Here is a 22,190-nt window from a genome sequence, read left to right as displayed (position 1 = left end):
GCGGCGCGGCGCGGCGCGGCGCGGCGCGGAACCCTCGACCAGCCCGATGCCACCTGGCTCGATGACCCGACAGCGACCGCTGCTGGCCGATCGGAGCCGGTTATCGAGCCCGCTCGCCTCAGGTACCGCACGGTCAGGCGAAGGCCGTCGGTGCAGATCTTCGCCAACTTGGTCTGGATACGGCATCATCTTTCCCGGCGGGTACCCGATCGTCGTCCTGCTGTTCCTGAAGCGGGAACTGCTCGGGCGCAGCGTCCGCGCGGTCGTCGTCTCCGTCGCCGGGTTCGCCGTGCCGTACGGCGCTTACGTCGTCTTCCGCTGGTTCGAGTTCGGCCGGCTGGTGCCCAACACCGCCGTCGCGAAGGGGCAGGAACCGCCGACCCTCGACGACCTCGCGCGGCCCGGGGAGATCGTCTCCTACGTCGGCTGGCTGGTCGTCGCCATCGCCGTCGCGTGCCTGGTCATGCTGATGATCCGGCCGTCGAAGCTGCGCACCGGCCTGATCGCGCTGCTGGCGCCGTTCGGGCTGACCGTCGTCGCCTACATCGTCCTCGAGTACGACTGGATGGGGCAGCTGCGCTTCGCCACCCCGGTCTGGACGCTCGGCGCGTTCGGCGCCGCGGTCGTGGTCGTCGAGGCGCTGTCCGCGGTCCGGCTGCGCGGCCGGATCGTGCTCGCCTGCCTGCTGGTCGTGGCCGCGGTCAGCTCGGTGAGCGGCTTCTACACCCAGGGCACGACCTACCGCGCCAACGTCAAGACGGCGTTCTGCATCGTCGCCGAGCGCGACGCCCAGGCCGTCAACGGCTTCGCCGACATCCTCAAGCTGCCGGACACCGCCCAGGTCGGGCTGATCGACCTCGGCGGGACGTCGCTGGGCAGCCGCATCCGGGTGCTCGACCTGGCCGGCCTCGGCGACAAGCCGATCGCCGACTACCTGCACCGCGCCGACATGCAGGGCCTGCGCGAACACCCAGCCCGGAATCAAGGGCTCATGACGCCCGCGTCGACGATCCACAAGGGACAGCCGGCCCTACGTCACCCGCCGACCGCGAAGGTCGGGCACGACGTCGTTCGGCAACTCGACCAGCCCGGCCGCCTCCGCCTTCTCGCCGGGTGTGGGCACCATCATCACCGCGCACAGCGGTGCCGCCAAAGCCAGCGCCGCCACGACGAACACCGGGAAGAGGAACGAGAACACCTCCACACCGGCCGGGTCCGGCGCATCGGGGGTCAGGTGCACCTTCATCGCGGCCATTCCGGTGTAGTGCATGCCGGTCACCGCAACGGTCATGATCAGCCCCGCCAGTATCCGCATCACGAAGCTCTTCAGCCCGACCGTGAACCACAGAGCGGCGGTCGCGGCCACCACGGCGATCACCACCGACAGCGCGACCAGCCAGGTGTCATAACTCACGGTGCCCTTGATCCGGATGGCCGACATCCCGGTGTAGTGCATGATGTTGACCGCCAGTCCGGTGAGCAGACCGCCCAGCAGCAGGCGCCACCAGGCGAAGTTCACCCGGACACCGAACACCAGCAACCCGCAGAACACCGCCGCCACAGCCAGCAGCGCCGACCCGGCGGTCGGCATGATCGAGTACCGGACCGGATATCCCGGAGTTTCGACGCCGAGCATCGCCGTGAAGTGCATGAGCCAGATGCCGACCCCGCCGATCGACACCGCCGCGAGCCCGAGCCACGTCAACCGGCTGCCCCGGCTGATCGCCTGCCGGGCCTGCACCGTGCACGCGAGCCCGAGCGCGCAGCCGACCACCGACGTCAGGCAGGACAGGACCAGCATCCACTGCCCCATCGCGAAATTCTCCATACCCGGCATGCTGTCGCTATCCAAGGTCGCTCCCCTCCCGAGGCATGATGGGATGTGCCGCCGTCGTCCAGGCCACCGGAACGGCGGCCTGGGTTTCCCACTGGGTCAGTGCGTGCCGGGCCGCCTCGATCAGCGTCTCCCTGGTGGATCCCGGTGACCGGGCATCGCAGGTGATCACCGGCACGTCAGGCGCGACGCGCAACGCCTCGCGCACTTCCGCAGGCGAATGCTGCCGGGTGTTCTCGAACTGGTTGATCGCGACCACGAAGGGCAGGCCGCGGGACTCGAAGAAGTCGATCGGCGCGAAGCAGTCCGCGAGCCGCCGGCAGTCCGCCAGCACGACCGCCGCGACCGCGCCGCTGACCAGGTCGTCCCACATGAACCAGAATCGGCGCTGGCCCGGCGTACCGAAGACGTAGATCACCAGGTCGTTCGGGAGCGTGATGCGGCCGAAGTCCATCGCCACGGTCGTCGACCACTTGCCGGGCACGGCCGCCGTCTCGTCGACCCCGATGCCGGCCTCCGTCATCACGGCTTCCGTTCGCAGCGGGGCGATCTCCGAGACGGCGCCGACGAACGTCGTCTTGCCCACACCGAATCCGCCGGCGACGACGATCTTCGCCGATTTGATGCTGTTCGCTGATTCAGATCGCATGGAGGCCACTCAGGACCCTTTCCAGCAGGTCGTGTCTTTCGTCCCAGGAAGCGTTGGCGCCCAGGGTGTCTCTGACGGTCACCCAACCTGAACTCGCCAGGTCGCTGACGAGCACCCGCGCCACCCCCAGCGGCACGGACAGCTCGGCCCCGATCTCGGCCACGGACCGCGGCCGCCGGCACAGCCGAAGCAGCACCGAGCGCACATCGCTGCGGTTGTACGGTAGCGACGCGCCGTCGGTCGTCGACTGCACCAGCGCCTCGATCGACAGTTCGAGCGCCGGCTGGGTGCGGCCCTCAGTCCACGAGTACGGTCGCGTCATCGACGGCCTGGGCCCCGGTTCTTCTTCGTCGGCTCGGCCCGCCCACCATTCGGCGTCGGTCATGGCGCCGCCTGGTTCGCAGCATCCTGGCGTATCGGCGTGTCGACCATTTTGCCGACCCGATCCACCAGCAGTGTCATCTCGTAGCCGACGAGCCCGATGTCGCAGCGGCTGCTTGCCAGCACGACCAGGTTCGAGCCGTCGCCGACGCCCATCAGCAACAAGAAGCCCTGCTCCATCTCGATGACCGACTGCACCACCTGGCCGGCGGTGAACAGTTCCGCGGTGCCACCGGCCAGGCTGGCCAGTCCCGAGGCGATCGCCGAAAGCTGATCGGCACGGTCTTCCGGCATGCCGTCGCTGGCGGCGACCAGCAGTCCGTCCACGGAAACCAGCGCCGCGTGTGCCACTCCGTCCACATCGCGGGTGAACTCCGTAGCCAGCCAACCGAGCGAAGCCTTGGTCGACGTGGGCGGGTGTGTGGTCATTTGTTCTCCTCGTGCCGGGCGCCGGGCGACCCGCCGGGTGGGCGACGTACATCGGTCTCGCCTGCGGAGCCGCGCGTGCGCAGGCGGGCCGCGCGCATACCGTTGTAGTGCTGGGAAAGGTTGTTGCGCACCGCGGCCGGATCGCGGAATCCGGCGGTGGGGCGAGCTGTGTCCGATCGCGGGACGGCTGCGCCCGGGGCCAGCTGCGAGCCTGGCTCGCGGACCGGCAGACCGGACGGTGTGACGGTGGCGGCGTTCACCGGCTCGACGGCGCTCTCGGCGGCCCGCCGGGCGTCGTCGGTCCGGGTTCCCCAGTCTTCCGCACGCCGGGCAGGATCCGATTCTCCACCGGGTTCGGCTGGCGAGAACCAGCTCGACACGATCCGGTCGAATATCGGGGTCAGCGCCGCGGACGACCGGTCGGCCGGGGCCGCGGGACTCACGGCACGCGAACTCGCTCCGTTGATACCGCCGTGGTGCGGGGACAGCTCGTGACGTCCGGTCGTGACCGGCAACAGGCCGGCGACACTGCCGTTGACGGCCGTCCCCGGCTCGGCCTGCCTCGGCCGCGGCGGCAACACCTGAGGCGCCGTGAGCACGTGCTCCTGGTCCGCCGAAAACCGGTCGGGCAGCACGAGATTGCCGGGCAGGTGGACGCTGGCGGTGACGCCGGCTCTGGTGGACCGCGCACTGGTCCGGCGCAACCGGACGATCACCCCGTGCGGCGCGGCCAGCCGTCCCACGACGTACAGTCCCATCCGGCGAGTCGTCTCGGGATTGACCGCGTCGCCCGCGGCCAGCCGTCCGTTCGTCGCTTCGAGGTCGTCCACAGTCATTCCCAGCCCGCCGTCCACGACCTCGATGAGCAGCCCGCCGTCGGCCCCGCGGTCGGCGTTGAGCACCACCTTCTCCTCGGGCGGCGAGTGGCGCGTCGCGTTGTCCAGCAGCTCGGCCAGGATGTGCACGATGTCGGGTGCGGCGTCACCGCGCACCGAGCCGCCGGGCGCGTTGCCGAGCGTGACCCGCCGGTAGTCCTTGACCTCCGAGGTCGCCGCCCGCATCAGCTCGACGATCGTGATCGGCTGGTGGTCCCGGCGTGCCGGGGTACCGCCGGCGAGGACCTGCAGGTTCTCGCCGTTGCGCCGCAGCCGGGTGGCGATGTGGTCGATGCGGAACAACGCGTCCAGCCGGCGCGGGTCCTGCTCCTCCGCTTCCAGCTCCTCGATCACCGACAGCTGCAGTTCCACCAGCGCCTGACTCCGTCGGGACAACGTCATGAACATCTCGCTGACCTGCCTGCGCAGCTCGGCCTGCTCACCGGCGAGCCGGAGGGCCTGACGGTGCATCTCGTCGAAAGCGCGCGCCAGCTGCCCGATCTCCTCCTCCGTGCGAACCGGCACGGGCGGCACGTCTTCCCAGCGCAGGTTCACCCCGGCACGAGCACGGGCAACCGTCTCCGGGAGCTGGCGGTGCGCGACGTTCAGCGCGGCGGCGTGCAGCCGCCGCACCGGGGAAACCAGGGTACGAGCCAGGAAGAGGGCCACCGCCAGCGCACCCAGCAGTGCGCCGAGCACCAGAGCGGTGTCCCGGAGCGCGCTCGAGCGGATCTCGTTGGTCGCGTCGGACACCGTGGCGACAAGCGAGCCGACCAGCTCGCGCAGCAGCGCGTTGATGGCGTCGACTTCGGCCGCGACCGGTTCCAGCAGCGCCGGCAATGCGTCGAAGTGGCCGGTCGCGAGGGCGTTCTCGAGCGCCTCCTGCCGGCTCGCGGTGGCCGCGGTGACATTCGCCAGCCGGCTGGCGACCTGGTCGGTGGCCGTACGCTGGATCTGGCCGCTGACCAGCAGTTCTTCGGTAGCCGCCCGGTCCGCGCCGACCAGCGCGGACACGCTGGGCCGGTTCACCGGGGCGGAACGCAGGATCGCGTCCTGAGTCACCACGTCGGCGCGCATCTGGAGCAAGGACCGGATGGTGTTCGCGCCGGCGGTCAGATCGGGTCTGGCGGCACCGGCCACCACGTCGGGCACGATCTCGGCGAGCGCGAAGACGACCTCCTTGTAGCCGGCTGTGGCGGCGACGGCGTCACCCACCCCCGAACTGCGCAACCGCAGGCCGCTGAGCCGGCCCAGCGTCACGCTTAGGCCGTCCTGGGCGCGGGAAGCCAGTCCGGCGAAATTGGCCGCACGCAGCAGTGGCCCGGTCGCCGCGTCGACCGCGGCGGCGCTCTGTGCCCGCTGCTCACTCCCGGCTCCCCCCGCGGCTGCCACGGCTTCCTGGTCGACCAGGTCGGTCAGCGCGACGACCCCCTGCGCGACCGGCAACTGGTCCCGCACCCCGCTGAGGGCGCCGGCCGTCGACAGTTCGGGCTGAATCCGCCCCGCGGCCAGAGCGAGTGCCACGATCACGGGCAGCAGCAGAACGGCGGTGATCTTCGTGCGCAAGCTCCACGAATCGGGACGCCAGCGAGATTCACCGGACCGGCCGTCGGCCGCAACTTCCTCGATCATCACTCGGCCAGCTCAATTCATTTCAACTCGGGGTAGCGAAATCCGAAAACCGGCAATGACACAACTGAAATCCATGTTTGCGGAATCATTTACCGGTGGCTTTGGTTTTGAATGGGCAAAATACAACCCCAGATCCAGAGGCATGTCAAGGGGCGGAACGGGCATGTCGCAGTCGCGATCGACGCACTCACTCTGCGTGCTACACCCTGGCATTACGGCGCTGAATATGGTAGTCGCGCATTCCTTGATCAAGGCGGGGCTGTCACCGAGAAACTACTCGCGCGTAAATCTCAACCGCCGTTACGGCCCCGAACAGGCGCACACCCCGAACCGACGCGGGCCACAGAGCTCCACTAGGCCTACATGCATGTCCATCGCAACGATATTAACGGAACACTTAATCAGGTCATCCGATTGGCGTATCGGTTTGACGGCGAGTAGAAAACAGCGGCCAGAAGGGAGGTGGACGTAACCCTCAAAGACCAGTCGCCCGACCTACACGCTGCGCATCGGATCACACACGGAGAGCGCTCAAGCATCCCGATCTGTTCGATCACGTTCGACGAGCAGATCACCAACGCGGACGACAGCGTGGCGTCACCGCTGTACACGTCCACTTGCTCGGCGGCGTCCTCGACTCCGGTGACGGGATCACCTCGGCGGCCGTCCGGCCGCCCCACCGTCCCGATGGCATCCGGTGCCGGGCTGCGGATCGGGCTCGGCCTGCTGCACAGCCGCCAGTCGTGCTGGTCCTGACCGGCACCCGGCCGGGAGGCGATCAAGACAGCTACCATGGCGCTCGAACCCACCGAAGCCGGGCGATTGCGGTCCGCCCTCGCGCACGCCGGTCAACACCCCGGTCGATCAGGCCGTGACACCACTCAACCTGGGAGCCGGCGAACAACTGTCGGTCCGCCACGATTCCGGCCCCAGGCCTGAACACTTGTCGGCAGTGCCGCCTCAGCTCGACAACGCGCTCGCCCGCTGTCCCTCGTCATCGTCCAGGGTGACACCGCCACCACGCTCGCGCGTTCTGGCGCGGCGTGCCTCTCGCGCGTCTGGATGCCGGGCTACGCACCGGACACCTCGCCGCGCCGTTCCCCGAAGAGGAGTACCGGCAACTGGTCTCGAGGATCGCCACACTGCACCTGGCGCCGGCTGAGACAGCAGCCGCACCGCGCGTCGTGCCCGCGAACCTGCCCGCGGCCGACCAGGCCCTCATACCCTGCACCCGGCTCGTCCTCGTCATCGCTAATCGTGGGGCGAGCCGCTCGCCCGTATCGTGACCGCGGTAAAACGCATCCCCGCCAAGCATCGCGACGTCCGGTTACGTGAGGCCTCGCCGTTGGCCCAAGCCGCGGTCAGTTGCGTGAGCGTGGTCGAGGCGCCGGTGCCAGTCAGCACGAGCGACGACACCACGCCGACCGCGATCCGGCCTGCGGCCTTCAGCGCCCAGTGTTCCGGGATCGGCCGGCCATCGGTAGCGGGTCGACCGGGCGGATCCGCACCGTCGGCGCCGACGTGAGATCGCGTGCTGCTGGTCGACGGCCGCGCGCGGGCAGCGTCCAGCGCCGGTCGTGGCCCACATTCCACTCTCCGTCGCCCCGGCGCCGATCACCGCGACGGGCTCACCAATCCGTCTGCGTATAGACGTCCGGCGCCTGGGCGGAGTTGACCTCGTGCCATCGCGAGGACGATCGCCAGCCGTCCTGATACCTGTGGGTAGCGTCGCTTGCGGAGTTACGTTCCGACGCTACGGCCGGGCGGTGGCAACCCCAGCATGCCACCGACCGGTCCGCGCGGAGCGACGACACCGACTGGCTGACAAGCGGAGTGCCGTCTCACCAGCGAATGCTAACCCGGGCACGCGTGTGTCGCAGCTGAACAAACAAACGTGACCCAGGTCACTCATTGTGTGTAGTCGCCGGACTTCTGCCCGCGCAGACGACAGCTCACAGGCGGTCGCAACTGAGAGTTGACGCCGATGCGCACGAATGCAGTAATCCACGGATCATGCGTGGAATCGTGTCGCTGACTACTGGTACGTTGTGTTTACTTTCCTCGGACACGTGCTGCCGACAGCAATGCAGATTTCACTGAATGTTTACACAAATTTCGGAGGCGCTGCGCCCGTGGCGGCGACTGACCCTCGGCGCATGCCCGCGCTGCCGGGGCAGCCACCTCAGCCCACCGTGGCGAAGTGCCGGATGTTCCCCTGGCTGGCCGCGACGCGCGCACCGACGTTGCCCGCGTCGGGATTGGCGCCGGCGTCCGCCGAGGGCAGAGTTCTGTGCACGAATTGATGCACGAGAGCGAGATCTTCGGCCACTACCGCGGCGTTCTGCCGGAGGGTCTACTCGGGGGCGATTGGCTCGTCGCACAAGAGGCGGCGTCCTCACCTGACGGATGACACGTTCGCCTCTCCTGCCTGCCGCACGCAAATGAGAAAGAACGTTCCGGAGTGACGGGCGTGCCGACCACGTGCTCCACACTCCGCCGCCGCGCCGAACATCAAGATGCTCCCATCATTCGAGCGCTTCACTCGCCGTCCGTGCGTCACGCAATGCGCTCGCCGACAGTTTCCGCATCGTGCACGGCATCAGACAACCCGCACCTTTCTCTCGTCGCCTCAGTCGTGACTCGAGCGCGCTGTCGAGCATCTGTTGACCTGTTGTTTCCGTCCTGAGCGGCTAGCGACTTGCTGTCTAAAGTAGACGGTAAGCGAAGCGACAAGTGGAAGTACGACCACCGCCCGGGGTCGACAGGATCGAAATGTTTGACCAAAAGGGCAATTCTCGGTGCGCGAACAGTTCCTGATGACTGCCGCTGGCGCGACTGGTCGCATTTAGTGACGAAGTTGCAGAGGCTCGCCCACTCGAATGGGTGGCCGTTCCGTCTCGGGGACACTCATTGTCGTAGTTTCCTTCATGGCGACGTGTTACCGCTTCGGGCTGCCTGTCGGCATTCTGCTAGGTTCCGCTCGTTCCTCACTTGACGTCGAGCCTGATCGGCGCTGTGACGCCTGTTGCCTGCTCGACCTTCTCTGTTCTTCGAAGGGAAATTTCATGCGTTTTTCAGCGTTGCGCTCCACCGGTGTGGTGGGGCTGGCCGCGGCCGGGCTGTTCGCGGCCGCCGTCCCGGCCCAAGCGGCCCAGGCCGCCGGGAGCGGCTCTGCCTACGGCGCCTCGATCACGGCTACTGTCGGCCCGGTGTCGGTCACCACCGGCCAGCTGGCGCCGACCAACACCAGTAACCCGGGCAATGCCAGCACCGGCCTCGTTAACGTGCCGACCGACCTCCTGACCGTCGGCGCCATCACCAGCATCTCGGAAATCGACACGTCCAACAACGTCACAGAGATCGGCACGGTCTTTCGGGCGGACTCGCAGCTGCTGCGGCTGCACGCCGATTTGCTCAGGGCGCGATGCAACGCCTACGCCGCCGACGTCACCGCCACCAACCCCGGTGGCCTGACCGGCCTGTCGGAGATCACCAACCTCACCATCGGCAGCACGACCATCACCCCGACTGGCGACGTGAGCCAGACCCAAACCATCGACGGCGTCGGCACGATCATCCTGAACGAGCAGACCACCAATTCGGACGGCAGCCTGACCGTGAACGCGCTGCACATCAAGATCGACCCGAATATCGACCCGACTGGCAGCGCCTCGGGTGACATCATCCTCGGGTCGGCCACCTGCGGCACCTACCTGGCGCCCGCGGCTACGCCGACGCCGACCCCGACGACGACTCCTCCGACGACGCCGCCGGGCGGGGACTCGGGGACCTCGGGGAGTGGTTCGGGCACGGGCTCGGTTGTGCCTGAGGGTGCCCCGGAGACCGGTGATGGCTCCGAGGCCGCGGTGACCGCGCTGTGACTCGTCCCTGTCCCCGCCCGATTGCATTGCTGCTGAGCCTGCTCGCCGGGCTGGTTCTGGCCGGCTGCGGGGCCTCACAACAGGACACCGCCCCCGCCCCGGCGCCGTCGCCGGTCGCCGCCCAGAAGCCCGTCGCGGATCCGGTCTCGATCGACGTGCCGAGCATCGACGCACATTCCTCGCTGGTGCCGCTCGGGCTGAACCAGGACAAGACCGTGCAGGTACCGCCGGTGGACCAGCCGCTGCAGGCGGGCTGGTACCGGCTGGGTGCCCTGCCCGGCCAGCCCGGTCCGGCGGTGATCCTCGGGCACATCGACGGCAACCACCAGAAGGGCATCTTCTGGCGGCTGCACGAGATGAAGCAGGGCGACCAGGTCGTGATCGGCCGCAAAGACGGGTCGAAGGCCACGTTCACCGTCACCAAGGTCGACCAGGTCGCGAAAAAGGAATTCCCGACCGAGGCGGTCTACGGCAAGACAGCCGGCTCGGAGATCCGGCTGATCACCTGCGGTGGCGCGTTCGACGCGGCCAAGCACAGCTATCTCGACAACATCATCGTGTACGGCAAGCTCAACACCTGACCTGCCGTTCACGGTACGGGGCCTCGCAGGTGCGCATCTGGGCGCAACGGCGAGGCCCTTCGTCGTTTCCGGAAGCTTCGAACATCCGGCGGGCTGGGCAGCGCGCACGAGGCGCCGCGGACCGGAAGAAACATCGCGCTGGCACCAGGAACGGGTTGAGGAAGATCAGGCCGTACAGCGCGAACACGTCGACCGTCGGGGCCAACAAGGGCAGGACGACCTGGAACAGCAGCAGATAGCCGAGCCCGCGCCGGCCGAGCTTCCCGGCGAGGCCGCGCCCGCCTTGTCAGGGCGGCCGCGGTGGCGAAGTGCCGGACGTTCCCCTGGCCGGCGCGACGCACGCCGAAGTTGCCCGTGCCGGGATTGGCGCCGATATCCATTGAGGGCAGAGTGTTGTGCATGAATTGATGCACGAGACCGAGGGAATCCGCCGGAGGCCCGCTCAGGGCGATTGACTCGTCCCACAGGAGGCGGCGACCTCACCTGACGGCGCCGCGGTGACGATCGTCCGTTCAAGCTGCCGCCTTCGTCTCTCCTGCCTGCCGTACGCCAATTAGAAAGAAGATTCCGGAGAGGCCGGGCGCGACGACCACGTGCACCGTTCTCCGCCGCCGTGCCGAACATCAAGGCGCTTTCGCGATGCGACCGCAACTTTCGCGCCTCGACTCGGCCGCGACCTGCCATTTCCATCTCGAGTGGCTGGCGTGGACCGTCCAAAGTGTAGGCTAACCGAAGTGGCGGGTGGAGTACAGCCGACGCCAGAGCCAACATAATCGAAATGTTTGACCAAAAGGGCAATTCTAGGTGCACGAACAGTTCCTGATGGCTTCGCAGCTTGCTCATTGCGAGGCGTTACCGCTTCGGGCTGCCCGTCGGCATTCTGCTAAGTTCCGCTCGTTCCTCACTGACGTCGAGCCTGATCGACGCTTGGCGCCGGCAACCTGCGCGACTGTCTCTATTATTCGAAGGGAAACTTCATGCGCTTTCCAGCGTTGCGCGCCGCCGGGTTGGCCGTGGCCGGGTTGACCGCAGCCGGATTGTTCGCGGCCGCCATGCCGGCCCAGGCCGCCGGGACCGGCTCTGCCTACGGTGCCTCGATCACGGCCACTGTCGCCGCTACCGTTACGACGGTGGACACCGGCCAGCTGGCGCCGACCGGCACCAGCAACCCGGACACGAACAGTATTCTCGGCGGCACCTCCGGCATCCCGAGCGCGCTGAGCAGCATCTTGACCATCAGTGGTGTCGTCGAGAGCACCTCGGCGATCGACGCGTCCAACAACGTCACCGAGTCCGGCGGGGTCACGAACGTGAGCTCGCAGCTGCTGCAGCTGAACGCTCAGGTGCTCACCGCGAACTGCACTGCCAATGCCGCCGCCGAACCTGGTGGCCTGACCGGCTCGTCGGTGATCACCAGCCTTACCATCGGCGGCACGAAAATCAACCCGACTGGCGACGTGAACCAGACCCAGACCATCGCGGGCGTCGGAACGATCATCCTGAACGAGCAGACCACCAACTTGATGGACCAGAGCTTGACGGTGAACGCGCTGCACATCAAGCCAGACGGGCTTGTCGCCACGGGTAACATCCTCCTCGGGTCGGTCACGTGCGGCGCCTACCTGGCGCCGCCGACCGCGGCGCCGGGCGGGCACAGAGGCACTCCGTAGGGGAGCGGTTCGGGCACAGCCTCGGATATGCCGGTCGGTGGCCCGGAGACCGGTGATGGCTCCGAAGCTGCGGTGACCGCGCAGTAACTCGTCCCTGTCCCCGCCTGATCGCACTCCTGCTGACCCTGCTCGCCGGGCTGGTTCTGACCGGCTGCGGCGCGTCACGGCAGGACACGGCCCCGGCCCCAACGCCCTCGCCGCGGGGAAGCCCGTCGCGGAGCCGGTCTCGGTTGACGTGCCGTGCATCGACGTGCACTCCTCGCTGGTGCCGATCGGGCCGCAGCGTCAATCCCCCGGCGACGGCAATGATCCGTACCGTTCCATTCGCTGCCAGCGCAGCCGCGCCCCGGCGACCGCGGTGACCACCGACTGGATGACCACGAGATACATCAGTTGCCGATAGACGAACTGCTGCAGCGGCAGGCTCCACAGTGGACCGGGTCGTTCACCGTCCAGGTGGAACGCGTAGAGGGCCATCACCAGCTGCACGAGCAGGAAGCCCGCCCACACTCCCAGCACCAGGAACGGGTTAAGGAAGATCAGGCCATACAGCGCGAACACGTCAACCGTCGGGGCCAACAAGGGCAGGACGACCTGGAACAGCAGCAGATAGCCGAGCCCGCGCCGGCCGAGCTTCCCGGCGGGGCCGCGCTGGCGCAGCGCACCCCGGTGCTTCCACATCGCCTGCATGGTGCCGTAGCACCAGCGATAACGTTGCCGCCACAACGCTCCCAGCGACGCGGGAGCTTCGGTCCAAGCGACAGCGTCCTGTTCGTAGACGACTCGCCAGCCGTCCCGGCACAGTGCCATCGTGAGGTCGGTGTCTTCGGCGAGCGTGTTGTCCGGCACGCCTCCGACGCGACGCAGCGCCGTGCGGCGGAACGCGCCGACCGCTCCGGGCACGGTGGGCATGCATTCGGCGAGGTCGAACAGCCGGCGGTCGAGGTTGAAGCCGACGACGTACTCGATGTGCTGCCACAGTCCCAGCAGGCCGCGCCGGTTGACCACCTTGGCGTTTCCGGACACCGCGCCCACTCGGGGGTTCGCGAAGGGCTGCACCAGTGTCCGCACGGTGTCCGGTTCGAACACCGTGTCGCCGTCGACCATGACGATCAGGTCGTGGGAAGCCTGCGCGATGCCCGTGTTGAGCGCGGACGGCTTACCGCCGTTCGGCTGCCGGATCACGCGCACCTGAGGCAGGCGTAGCGCCTCGACCAGATCCGCCGTACCGTCGGTGGAACCGTCGTCCACGACGAGAATCTCGACGACTTGGCCCGAGGCCGCCAGCGAGCGGACGGCTGCCTCGATTCCGGCGCTTTCGTTGTAGGCGGGGACGATGACCGTGACCGGCGCCGTGACCGGCGTGCTCGGGCGATGGCCCGCACCGCGTGCATGGCGGCGTGCGGCGACGAGGGTCACCACTGCCCGCAGCACACTCAGTGCACTGGCGATGAGCAACAGCCAATCCACGACGGTGAGAAGCCAGTGGCTGGCGGTGAGGATCCAGATCAAGGACAAGCCGAGCCAGCGCTCGGCGCCGGACGCCGGCTTCATCGCGCTGGTGAGGCCCATGGTGGCGCTGACCGTACCGACGACAATTCCTTGCCGCTGGTACTGGGTCAGCAGCCGGTCCAATGCCGCGACCGTTTGGGTCCGGTCGCCACCCGAGTCGTGCATCAGCACCACCTGGCCGTTCTTTCCCCCGGCCGTTCCGTTGGCGACGATCCGGTCGACGCCGGGGTGCCGCCAGTCCTCGGTGTCGCGCGTGGTCAGCACTGTGAGGTAACCCTCAGCGTCAGCCTGCTGGATCGCCGCCCAGGTCGCGTCGTCGAGGGCGTCGTTCGTGGAGGAATACGGCGGGCGCAACAGTGTGGTCGTCCGGCCCGTGGCGCCGACGATGGCCAGCTGGGTCTCGCGAAGCTGCAGCGTGCGCTGCCACGCGGGGCGAGGTCCGAGATCGGCGTGCGTGAACGTGTGCACACCTACCTCGTTGCCGTCTTCGACGAGCTGGCGCACCAGCCCGGGCTCGGCGACGACCTGGGCGCCGATGACGAAGAACGTGGCGTGCACCTGGTGTTTGCGTAGCACTTCGAGGATCCGTGGGGTCCACACGGGGTCCGGGCCGTCGTCGAAAGTCAGGGCGATGGTGCCGTTACGTGGGCGGGCCGTTCGCGGTTGCCCGTTCTCGAGGGAGATGACCGGACCGCCGCCGGACACCGACGCGGGGACCTGTCCCGCACTCACCGGGGACGAACGCGCGCCGTCCGGGGCGTCATTGACACGGTGCTGCACGTAACCGTCGATCAGCAACGCACAACTAAGGGTCGCCACCAAGACAGCCAACAGCAGCCAGTGGGTACGCGGCGGCACGTCACGAGCACGCGCCCGCGGACGGCGCACGTTCACGGCTTCTTGGCCGGAGTCGTGCGCTGGTCGAACCCACGTGGCGTGACTGCCGGGTGCTGGCCCGACGGCGACACCGGAGGGGCGGTGGCACTGGGCGCGGGCGCGGCCGTCACCGCGGGGACGCTCGCGGGCGCTGCGACAGCGGAGGCCGGACGGCGTGTCGGCGGCGCCTCGACCGGAAAGGAACGCGGGATGGTCGTCGGCGCGTCGGCAAACGTGGGGGTGGACCGGGCGCCCGCGTTCTGGTTGTCGTCGTTCGCTGTGGTGGCGGGCGAAGAGGGAGCGGGCGTTTTCGTTTCGGGCAGGGGCAAGGAGGCACGGGGCAGCGCCGGTTCCCCGAGCAGGGCGGTCACCAGCAGAACGAGGTAGGCGGCCGCCGGAACTACGAGGAGCCACCCGAACCGCCGCGCGCGGCTGCGGCGCCGGCCGCTCGGGTCGACGAAGACCGGTTCCTCGAGGACGTGTCCTGCTCCGGACGAGAACAGACCCGCTGCCGGTCTCTCGGGTCCCGTTCGGCGAGCGGGCGCTGAGGTGGTCTCGCCAAGACCGGGACTGCGTGTGGTGTCATGCCCGGAGAACGCCCCCTTCACGGTTCTCCTGCGAGCGGCGGAGTGCGACAGGCGATTCGGTCGCTCCGCCCGGACGTCGGCGCCTGCGGGAAGAAGTTCTCCGACGGCCGGCGCACTGTCCACCCCATCGCCAGGCCCGGCAAGATCGGAGTCATCGTCAAAGCCGCTGTTGTGCTCACCCACTTCGAACACCGCCGACAGGTCTGGGAGAAGACTTCAACCGCTCGCACTGTTTCATTGCATGGCGTCCGATCGTCACTCTTTTTTCGCCAATTTCTGACTGAACAGGCCCTCGACATGGCTGTACGACAATTGTCGGAGTCGAATTGTCGGTTGACCAGCGGTGTCGCCACCTCGGTGTCCCGAGCTTGTTCCTAGTAGGCGCGACGGACTCTTGTCCAGTCCTTCTTCACCTGCGGGTGAGTGCGGCCGGCCGCACGGCCTTGCCCGCCTCGACGTCCGAGCGCGCCTCGGTCGGCGAGTTTCTTGTCGCGGGCGATGGCGTGCCACCGCCCAGAACCATAAGGGCATCGAAGTGTGCCCCTATGACCCCGGCAACACTGTTTCGAGTTGTGGGTGCGACTCGGTTCAGGGGAATGACTCGAAATCATCGGGTCGAGCCCACCTGAAGGATTCCTGAAGTTGGTGGCGGATGCTTTCGTCGGGGAAGTCGTCGACGTAGGCGGTGAAGGTGTTCGCGTTGCGGGCGGCTGCGTCGTTGAGCGCCTGGCGGTAGGCGGGGATGGTGTCGATGAGGTCCAGGATCTCGTCATAGCCGCCGGAATGTTGCTGCAGCGTCTCGAACAACGCCTGGATCGCGTCGTTCTGGGCGTAGTAGACGATGATGCGTACATGCTGCCAGCGGCCAAGCCAGTTGCTGTTGAGGTACAGGGTGTCGCGTGTCCGGTCCGGCAGGGCGTCCCATCCGGTTTCGGCCTGCACGGTGTCGCCGGTTGTCAACAGGGTCCAGAGATGCTGGTCAATCAGTTCACATAACACGGCACGCCCCAGCAGCGCCAGCTGCACCTCCAGGTCGGCGTAGCTGAACAGCTCCCAGAACTGCTCGATGTTCTGCTGCGCGGCAGCGTCCAGGGCCTGGCCGTACCCCGGCCTGGCGACCAGCTGCCCCAGTACACCCGCCACGACATCAACTCTGCCCCTCAGCATCATGAACACCGAGTCCAGATCACCGAACCGCGCAGACTGGTAAACCACCTCCGCCACCTCCCAGTCAGGCATCCCCGACTGAGCATTACTGGAACTCGTCCTGGGACGAGTCCTGATTGCGTTCAGTACTTCGGAATTGGTGGCGAGACCGTACTTGACCAGCTCGCGAACCAGACGCTTCTGGTTTCTGCTGTCGCAGGCTTGGTTGAAGGCCTCGCCGTACCAGGGCACGTCGTTCAGCCATGTCATGATCCCATCCAGTTGAGGCACATTTGCGGCCAGCTGTCCGACGACCTGATCCAGTTTGTCTTGCTCGGCGTAGCTCTTGATCCACCGCGCGCGGAGCCAGCAGGAGATGTCCACATACGAGATCAGCAGGGCTAACGTCGCTTCCGGAAGACGGTCGACGTAGGCTTCCGCCTCCGCGATCGCCACCCGGTCAGCGGGCCTTTTCATGATCCGGCGCCACACGTATTTCATGGGGCTGTCGTCAGGATTGTCGGGAACCGCTCCAGCCGAGTCCGCTCCGGTAGAACAGGTGTCAGGATTCCGCAGCGGCGGCGCCCCTTCCAACTGTGCCACAGTGAAGTCGTATTCCGTATCGACGTGCAACTCAGGGTTGTCCCAGTCGTCGTCGTACGCTTTCCCTGGACGGTTGCCGAACGGCCCCGGGATGGTGGCCGCTTCGCCCAGGCAGGCCACCAGAGCGATGTCGTTCCACTTTTCCGGCGGCAGGTAACCGAGCATGCCCGAGCAGATGTGGCGTCCCAGCCGTTCACAGCGAGGCTCCGTCACCACCCGGGGGACAGCATGCGGCGAAATGTCCTCGCGGACGAACTCCTCCCCCAACTTGCGTTTCCGTCCAAAATACCGACCGTCAAAGCAGGTGTGCTCGCCCTGCTCAGAGCAGGAGATCGTCACCCGGCCGGGGTTATCGTGCCCGCACAACCGGATAATGTCCGGGATGTCAGGCTCAACGCCCACGCCCACAATCCGCACATCGCTTTCGACAGCCAGCGCGGCCCACTGGGCGAGGAACTGGTCGTCCTCCTTCGTCAGCTGGTAGTTCCTGATCCTGTTCGGTCCGGCGATCCTCCTACCCGCCTGGCCGGCCCCATCCAGCAACGCCAGCAACGCGACGTTCGACGTCAGCGTCACGGTGTCCGCGGTGTATGTCCGGACCGTCTGGCCCAGGGGAACGAAAGTGTAGTCCTCGTCAGGCGCCTCGCCGTGCCCACTGACAATGATGGTCACGTGTTCCGCCCCCTCGAGCTCGCCGGTCGCGGCAGCAAACCAGTCTAGTCAAGACTCGCACTCATGACGACGGTCGGTTATGTCCGAAAGGGACAAGTGGGGGGCACGATCGACCAGACCCGAGCCTCGCCGCGAGAGGCACATCTGCTCGAGCGTGCTCGCCCGCCTGCCACCGGAGCGGGTGCATGACATCGCCCTGCTGGTCTGCCTCGGCGAGGCAGAGATCATCCCGGGTGTGCCTTATCGGGGCAAGCCCTTTCCGCGCGGCAGCCGCCGTGCTCACCGTGGCCGATCGCGAAGCCCCGGCGTTCCTCGCACCCGCACATCTCTTGCGTGTCAAGGAATTCCCCGGCATCCCCGAGGCCAAGCTGCGACGGCCGCACGAGGTGGCCCGGGCAGCGCTCGACGGCAGGTTCGCGATCGACCGGCTCACCGACGTGCTGCCCATCCCCAGGCTAGCTGGGCGCCTTCTGCGCAGCGCGGTCGCGCCGGTGCAGCAGCACGAGTACGCCGACCGCGCTCACGATCGTCACCACGGCGATCACGATCCAGTGGGAGACCCCGCCGCGGACGTGAATCCAGTACTTGGGCTGGGGCACGACGAACAGGAGGAACGCGAACACCGTCGTCGTCGTCAGGACGGCCCACGACCATCGGGCGTGATGGAACAAGAGGTAACCGGAGACCACAGTGAACGGCAGCATGTCGATGAGGGTGCTGAGGATGGCCGTGATGGTGGCGGCGACCACGGTGTCATGGCCCAGCACGACCGGCCAGGAGCCCTTGGTGGGGACGATGGTCGCGAGCACCCAGCAGCAGCCGCCCAGGCTGAGGGTGACGATGGCTTTGAACCTCTCGGAACTGACCTTCTGGGCCACGGACACGCGCCGCTGTGAAAGCCGCAGCATCGCACCACCGAGCAGCCCTGGAACGAAGCTGACAAGCCGGGAGATGACGACGCCGACAGCGCTGATCGCCAAGCCGAACGGGATGGTTTGCACGTCGGTGGGGACACCCAGGATCGCACGTGACCTCGCCGCGCTCAGCCAGTACTGCACCGCGCCGATCAGGAACTGGGCGATGACGATCGAGACGACCAGTCGCGCGGTGGTCACGTCAGCGTGTGCGTTCGGATCGACGAGCGTGAGCAGGCACGCGTTGAGCACGATCAGACCCGTCACGACCAGCCAGTGACCGCCGCGGAGTACGTTGCCCATCCGGATCAGTACGGCGGGCACCCGGACGCGCGAGACCGCGGCGTGGAATCGGTCGTACCGCGATTTCAGGGCCTGGTTGAGCGCTCCCGTAGCCAGGACGAGGAGGAGCGTCCACACCAGCCCGGACGCCAGCGCCTCCGCGATTCGCCCCGGGTCCTTGACCAGATCGCCGATCGTGGGTAACGCACCGGTCAACACGCTTGGCGCGTCGGCCTTCGTGCGGTCGACGTTGTAGTCACCTGAGTACCGCTGTGTGACCAGCCCGCTGGGTGGCTTCCGGTCCCGCGCTGCAGGCAGTGTCGCCGTGCTGCTGGCGGGCTCGTCGGTCGGCCTGTCCGCCGGCTGGCTCATCGGCCTCGGTGACGGACGCAGCGACGCACTCAGAGCCGGCGAGGGACTCGCCGGCTCTATCGCGGCCGGCGCGTGCCTCGGCGGCGGGGTCGGCGCGTGCCTCGGCAGCAGCCCCAGCTTCGGTCCGGCGACGAACTTGATCGAGGTGACTCCAGCCCCGTCCAGCGCCTTCGTAGTACCCCCGCCGACGTCGTACACGCCGGCTGTCTGCGCGGTCACCGGGACCTCAACGGTGCAGGCGTCCTGACCAGAGCCAAGAGCGCCATCGGCGACGCTGATCGAACGGTCCGCGGTGATCGACGCCGAGCCGCAGGTGCTGCCGACCTCGCCGGCCACCCGCAGGCCTTCCGGCAGCGGCGTGGCGAAGCCCCAGCCGTTCTTCGCCAACAGGTCCGCCGTGTTCGTGACGGTGAACCGCAGGGTAGCCGTCGTGCCCAGTTCGGACGGGCCGGTCCGGGCGAACTCGGCGTGGAGCGCCGGCGTGACGTCGAACATCCGCAGGTTGTCGATGCCACCGTCGTTGGCGACGGCGCTGCCGTTGTCATTGCGCAGCACGAAGCCCACGTTCGCAGTCGACACCCGTACCGCGATGGCCGAGTCGTAGTGCCCCACCTTGGTGGTACCAGCGAAGCCGTGTGCGACGAAGGCGGCCCGCTGGTCCGTGCAAAGATCGATCGCGGTCGGGAATGCCCTGCGCTCCACCCCGCCATCCAGCACGCCGACGTCGAGCTGCGCCGGATTCTGGTCGCAGCTGAGCCCCACACCGTCGAAGCTGAGCCTCAGGAACCGCCCACCGGTGGTTACGGGGATACCTGAAGTGCTCCGCAGCATCACGTCGCCGGGCTCGAGACGGTGGTTGACGTCCGGCTGCTTGGTGAAGAAGGCCAGCGCGTGATTGGTCGTCGACGGCTGCCTCCCGGCGGCCACGGGAGCGTTGAGCGCAGCTTGGTCGACCGCGTCGTCGCGGGCGTCGTAGTACTCGCATCCGGACGGCGGAGGTGCGCTGGCGAACCGAAGGACCAGGCCGTTGCACGCCGCCGGCCACGTCCAGTAAGGCGAGCCGGTATACGTCGTCCCACTCGCACCGACGTAACCGGTCAACCCGACCCAGTCACCAGGGGCGTTTTCGAAGTCCTCCCCGAAGACCAGCCGCGGGGCAGCTGGCGCCAGAAGTCCCACGCTCTCCCGAGGTGCCGCACCTGCATCCGGCAGCTGAAGCACGACGAGCACGAGGATCGCCCCGATGGCTGCAAGCGCACGCCCGAAACGCGCCATGGCTTCTCCCCGGAACAACGATGGTGGATCGGGACCAACGAGGGCCCTGCGCCGGGCTTCCCTTAAGTAAAGCACCGCGACGGGCCGGGGAATCCGGCTTTCGTGGACATTGTCTCGAAGGGCACGCCTCGCTTCCTGTCCGCACTACTCGGTGATGGTGACGTCATTGAAGGGCAGAAGCGGTTCGAGCCAGGGAAACACGACGAACATGAGCAGCGCGACCACGGCCGCCACGAGGATCACCGCGACGGCAAGCCGGGTCGGCCACGGGCCAGGGAGGTGGCGCCAGATCCAGGCGTACATCAGAGTGTCTTCTCCAGTTGCTTGAGCAATCCCGCGTAGGAAAGGCCGTCGGTTTTCTTGGCTCGATCAGTCAGGATCGCGTGCACGATGAGGCGTTGAGTGTTGTCGAATTCGGGGTTGCAGGTGGTCAACGTCAGCAGCCGGTCCTGCTGGGATTGCGCAACTGCGTCACGTGTGCGGTACGGCACCGGGTTCACCGCGTCCACCTGGGTTGGTGCGACTATGCGGATCCCGGCGACGGACTCGTACGGGCCGCCGAGAACAGGCACGTTGTGGCACCGCTGGTCGCCGCTCGCCTGTGTCGACCATGTCGCAACCTGGTTACTCATCGGCAGCACCCGATAGACCATGAATTCGTCCCTCGTCTCCACGATGATCGCGTCGCAGGCCTGCAGCTCGTCGAGGTCGTTGAACGGCGCACCGCGGCCGATGCGGTGGCCGGCGACGGCGAAGTTCCCCGGGTCACCGGGCAGCGCGGACCCCGGGTAGTGGCCTGGCCCCTTCGCGAGGACACGGAGACTCACGCCCTCGAGCACGGTGAATCCGTAGTCCGGCCCGAACCGAGGGATGTAGAGCCGGGTGAACGGCTGCCCCACCGCGGGCACGCTCGGCACACTCCGAGGTTCCGACCACGTGCTTTGGAGATCCCGCGTGGCCCGCTGCTGCTCCCGGTCCGTCTCCCAGCCCGTCACCCACAGCTCGTAGACGGCGAACAGCAGGACAACGAGCCCGAACGTGACGAGCAACTCGCCGACCAGGGTGGACGCCGATCGGCGCCCGCTCATGGCGTCCGCCCCTGGTTCGGCCTCGGTTTCGGTGGTCTCCGTGCGCACCGATGACGAACTCATCGGGTCTCAACCGCGCCCTTGCGCCGGCTGCCCCGACGGATCAGGTAGCCACCGCCGGACAGAGCCAGCAGACCGACCGCGACCAGGAACACGACATTCACCGGAGCGCCGGTGGTCGGCAATTTACCGGTGGCCGGACCGGTCGTCGTCGCTGTGCCGGTGGACGGCGTGCCGCCTGCGCTACCGTCACCGCCCTCGCCGTTTCCTCCCGAACCGTCACCACCCGGACCGGTACCGTCGCCCGGCGCCTCGTGGGCGACGGTGAAGGCAACCTTCTGGCTGTCCGTGGAGACGTTGCCGGCCGGATCTGTTTGCGTTGCCACCACAGTGTGCTGACCGTCGGCCAGCTGGTTGGTGGTCTCCAGCGTCCACGTGCCGTCCGCACCCACAGTGACCGTGCCGGCAGGTGTGCCGTCGATCGTGACCTTGATAGTGGCGCCCGGCTCGCCGGTTCCCTTGATGGTGGGGGTGCTGTCGTCGGTCGTGGAGCCGTCGACCGGGCTGCTGATCACCGGAGGCGCCGGGGCCATGGTGTCCACGGTGAACGTGCTCGTCGCGGTGGCACTACCGGCTGGGTTCGTCTGCGTTGCCGTGATCGTGTGCGACCCATCCGACAGCGTCGACGAGTCACACGTCCACTTCCCCGACGAATCGGCGGTCGTCATACACAGCGTCGTCCCGCTTTCGGTCACCGTCACTGTCGATCCCGGCGCTGCTGTGCCGGAGATAGCAGGGGTCGGGTCATTCGTCGTGGAGCCGTCCGCCGGAGAGGTAATCACCGGAGCTGCAGGCGGTGGTGTCGAGCCGACGCCAAGGACGATGAACGTGTCCGGCGCCGACACCGCCGAAACATTCCCCGCCGCATCCG

At 67.5% G+C, this 22,190-nt stretch carries 16 protein-coding genes and 2 pseudogenes; 5 read left to right on the top strand and 13 right to left on the bottom strand.

What is annotated here, in order from left to right; all coding sequences use genetic code 11:
* Window positions 1–133 precede the first annotated feature (133 nt).
* The 6 genes from G3I65_RS56680 to G3I65_RS44965 are packed head-to-tail and all read right to left on the bottom strand — an operon-like array spanning window position 134 to window position 5,800.
* A complete protein-coding gene (locus G3I65_RS56680) occupies window positions 134–970 on the bottom strand; it encodes a hypothetical protein (protein ID WP_203612683.1) in 837 nt (278 codons plus the stop codon).
* A gap of 60 nt (window positions 971–1,030) precedes the next feature.
* Window positions 1,031–1,828, bottom strand: a complete 798-nt coding sequence (locus tag G3I65_RS44985) for an MHYT domain-containing protein (RefSeq protein WP_160701517.1) — start codon at window positions 1,826–1,828, stop codon at window positions 1,031–1,033.
* A 16-nt stretch (window positions 1,829–1,844) separates the two neighbouring features.
* Window positions 1,845–2,483, bottom strand: coding sequence for an ATP/GTP-binding protein (locus G3I65_RS44980; protein ID WP_160701516.1), 639 nt, complete (start codon window positions 2,481–2,483; stop codon window positions 1,845–1,847).
* Complete coding sequence (locus G3I65_RS44975; RefSeq protein ID WP_160701515.1) at window positions 2,473–2,868, bottom strand: DUF742 domain-containing protein; 396 nt, start codon at window positions 2,866–2,868, stop codon at window positions 2,473–2,475. Before G3I65_RS44975 ends, G3I65_RS44980 begins: the two co-directional genes overlap by 11 nt.
* Window positions 2,865–3,293 (bottom strand): roadblock/LC7 domain-containing protein, encoded by a 429-nt coding sequence (locus G3I65_RS44970; protein ID WP_160701514.1) that lies wholly within the window; start codon window positions 3,291–3,293, stop codon window positions 2,865–2,867. The genes G3I65_RS44975 and G3I65_RS44970 overlap by 4 nt, the downstream gene beginning before the upstream one ends.
* Window positions 3,290–5,800: an ATP-binding protein gene (locus tag G3I65_RS44965; protein ID WP_239071828.1), complete on the bottom strand. Its 2,511-nt coding sequence runs from the start codon at window positions 5,798–5,800 to the stop codon at window positions 3,290–3,292. Before G3I65_RS44965 ends, G3I65_RS44970 begins: the two co-directional genes overlap by 4 nt.
* A gap of 591 nt (window positions 5,801–6,391) precedes the next feature.
* Between G3I65_RS44965 and G3I65_RS44960 the strand changes: the two genes are divergently transcribed.
* The 5 genes and pseudogenes from G3I65_RS44960 to G3I65_RS44940 all read left to right on the top strand — a co-directional run bounded on the left by G3I65_RS44960 (window position 6,392) and on the right by G3I65_RS44940 (window position 11,932).
* Window positions 6,392–6,556 carry a hypothetical protein gene (locus tag G3I65_RS44960; RefSeq protein ID WP_160701513.1) on the top strand — a complete coding sequence of 55 codons (165 nt, stop codon included), beginning with the start codon at window positions 6,392–6,394 and terminating at the stop codon, window positions 6,554–6,556.
* Between the two features lie 284 nt (window positions 6,557–6,840).
* A pseudogene (locus G3I65_RS59180) lies at window positions 6,841–7,086 on the top strand (UDP-N-acetylglucosamine 2-epimerase); the annotation flags it as partial.
* 1,779 nt (window positions 7,087–8,865) lie between these two features.
* Window positions 8,866–9,681, top strand: coding sequence for a choice-of-anchor P family protein (locus G3I65_RS44950; RefSeq protein WP_160701512.1), 816 nt, complete (start codon window positions 8,866–8,868; stop codon window positions 9,679–9,681).
* Window positions 9,682–9,701: 20 nt separating this feature from the next.
* Entirely contained in the window at window positions 9,702–10,262 is a 561-nt protein-coding gene (locus tag G3I65_RS44945) for a class F sortase (protein WP_375336772.1), read from the top strand.
* Window positions 10,263–11,239: 977 nt separating this feature from the next.
* Complete coding sequence (locus tag G3I65_RS44940; RefSeq protein ID WP_160701510.1) at window positions 11,240–11,932, top strand: choice-of-anchor P family protein; 693 nt, start codon at window positions 11,240–11,242, stop codon at window positions 11,930–11,932.
* A gap of 285 nt (window positions 11,933–12,217) precedes the next feature.
* On the opposite strand, the gene G3I65_RS44935 is transcribed toward G3I65_RS44940, so the two are convergent.
* The 7 genes and pseudogenes from G3I65_RS44935 to G3I65_RS59175 all read right to left on the bottom strand — a co-directional run.
* Window positions 12,218–14,338 carry a bifunctional polysaccharide deacetylase/glycosyltransferase family 2 protein gene (locus G3I65_RS44935; protein WP_309236006.1) on the bottom strand — a complete coding sequence of 707 codons (2,121 nt, stop codon included), beginning with the start codon at window positions 14,336–14,338 and terminating at the stop codon, window positions 12,218–12,220.
* 1,157 nt (window positions 14,339–15,495) lie between these two features.
* On the bottom strand, window positions 15,496–17,328 hold the full coding sequence (locus G3I65_RS44930; RefSeq protein ID WP_160701509.1) for a putative adhesin: 1,833 nt from the start codon (window positions 17,326–17,328) through the stop codon (window positions 15,496–15,498).
* Between the two features lie 455 nt (window positions 17,329–17,783).
* On the bottom strand, window positions 17,784–20,171 hold the full coding sequence (locus G3I65_RS44925; protein ID WP_160701508.1) for a hypothetical protein: 2,388 nt from the start codon (window positions 20,169–20,171) through the stop codon (window positions 17,784–17,786).
* Window positions 20,172–20,315: 144 nt separating this feature from the next.
* Window positions 20,316–20,474, bottom strand: coding sequence for a hypothetical protein (locus tag G3I65_RS56675; protein WP_166641383.1), 159 nt, complete (start codon window positions 20,472–20,474; stop codon window positions 20,316–20,318).
* Window positions 20,474–21,322, bottom strand: coding sequence for a class E sortase (locus G3I65_RS44920; RefSeq protein ID WP_239071827.1), 849 nt, complete (start codon window positions 21,320–21,322; stop codon window positions 20,474–20,476). Before G3I65_RS44920 ends, G3I65_RS56675 begins: the two co-directional genes overlap by 1 nt.
* Entirely contained in the window at window positions 21,319–21,852 is a 534-nt protein-coding gene (locus tag G3I65_RS57900; RefSeq protein ID WP_239071829.1) for an Ig-like domain-containing protein, read from the bottom strand. Before G3I65_RS57900 ends, G3I65_RS44920 begins: the two co-directional genes overlap by 4 nt.
* A gap of 60 nt (window positions 21,853–21,912) precedes the next feature.
* A pseudogene (locus G3I65_RS59175) lies at window positions 21,913–22,101 on the bottom strand (Ig-like domain-containing protein); the annotation flags it as partial.
* Window positions 22,102–22,190: the final 89 nt, after the last annotated feature.

Source organism: Amycolatopsis sp. SID8362, from assembly GCF_010550475.1.
In the GTDB taxonomy this organism is placed as follows: Bacteria; Actinomycetota; Actinomycetes; order Mycobacteriales; family Pseudonocardiaceae; genus Amycolatopsis; species Amycolatopsis eburnea.
The sequence above is the reverse complement of the archived record's forward strand: the minus strand, read 5'-3'. Positions and strand labels throughout refer to the sequence as shown.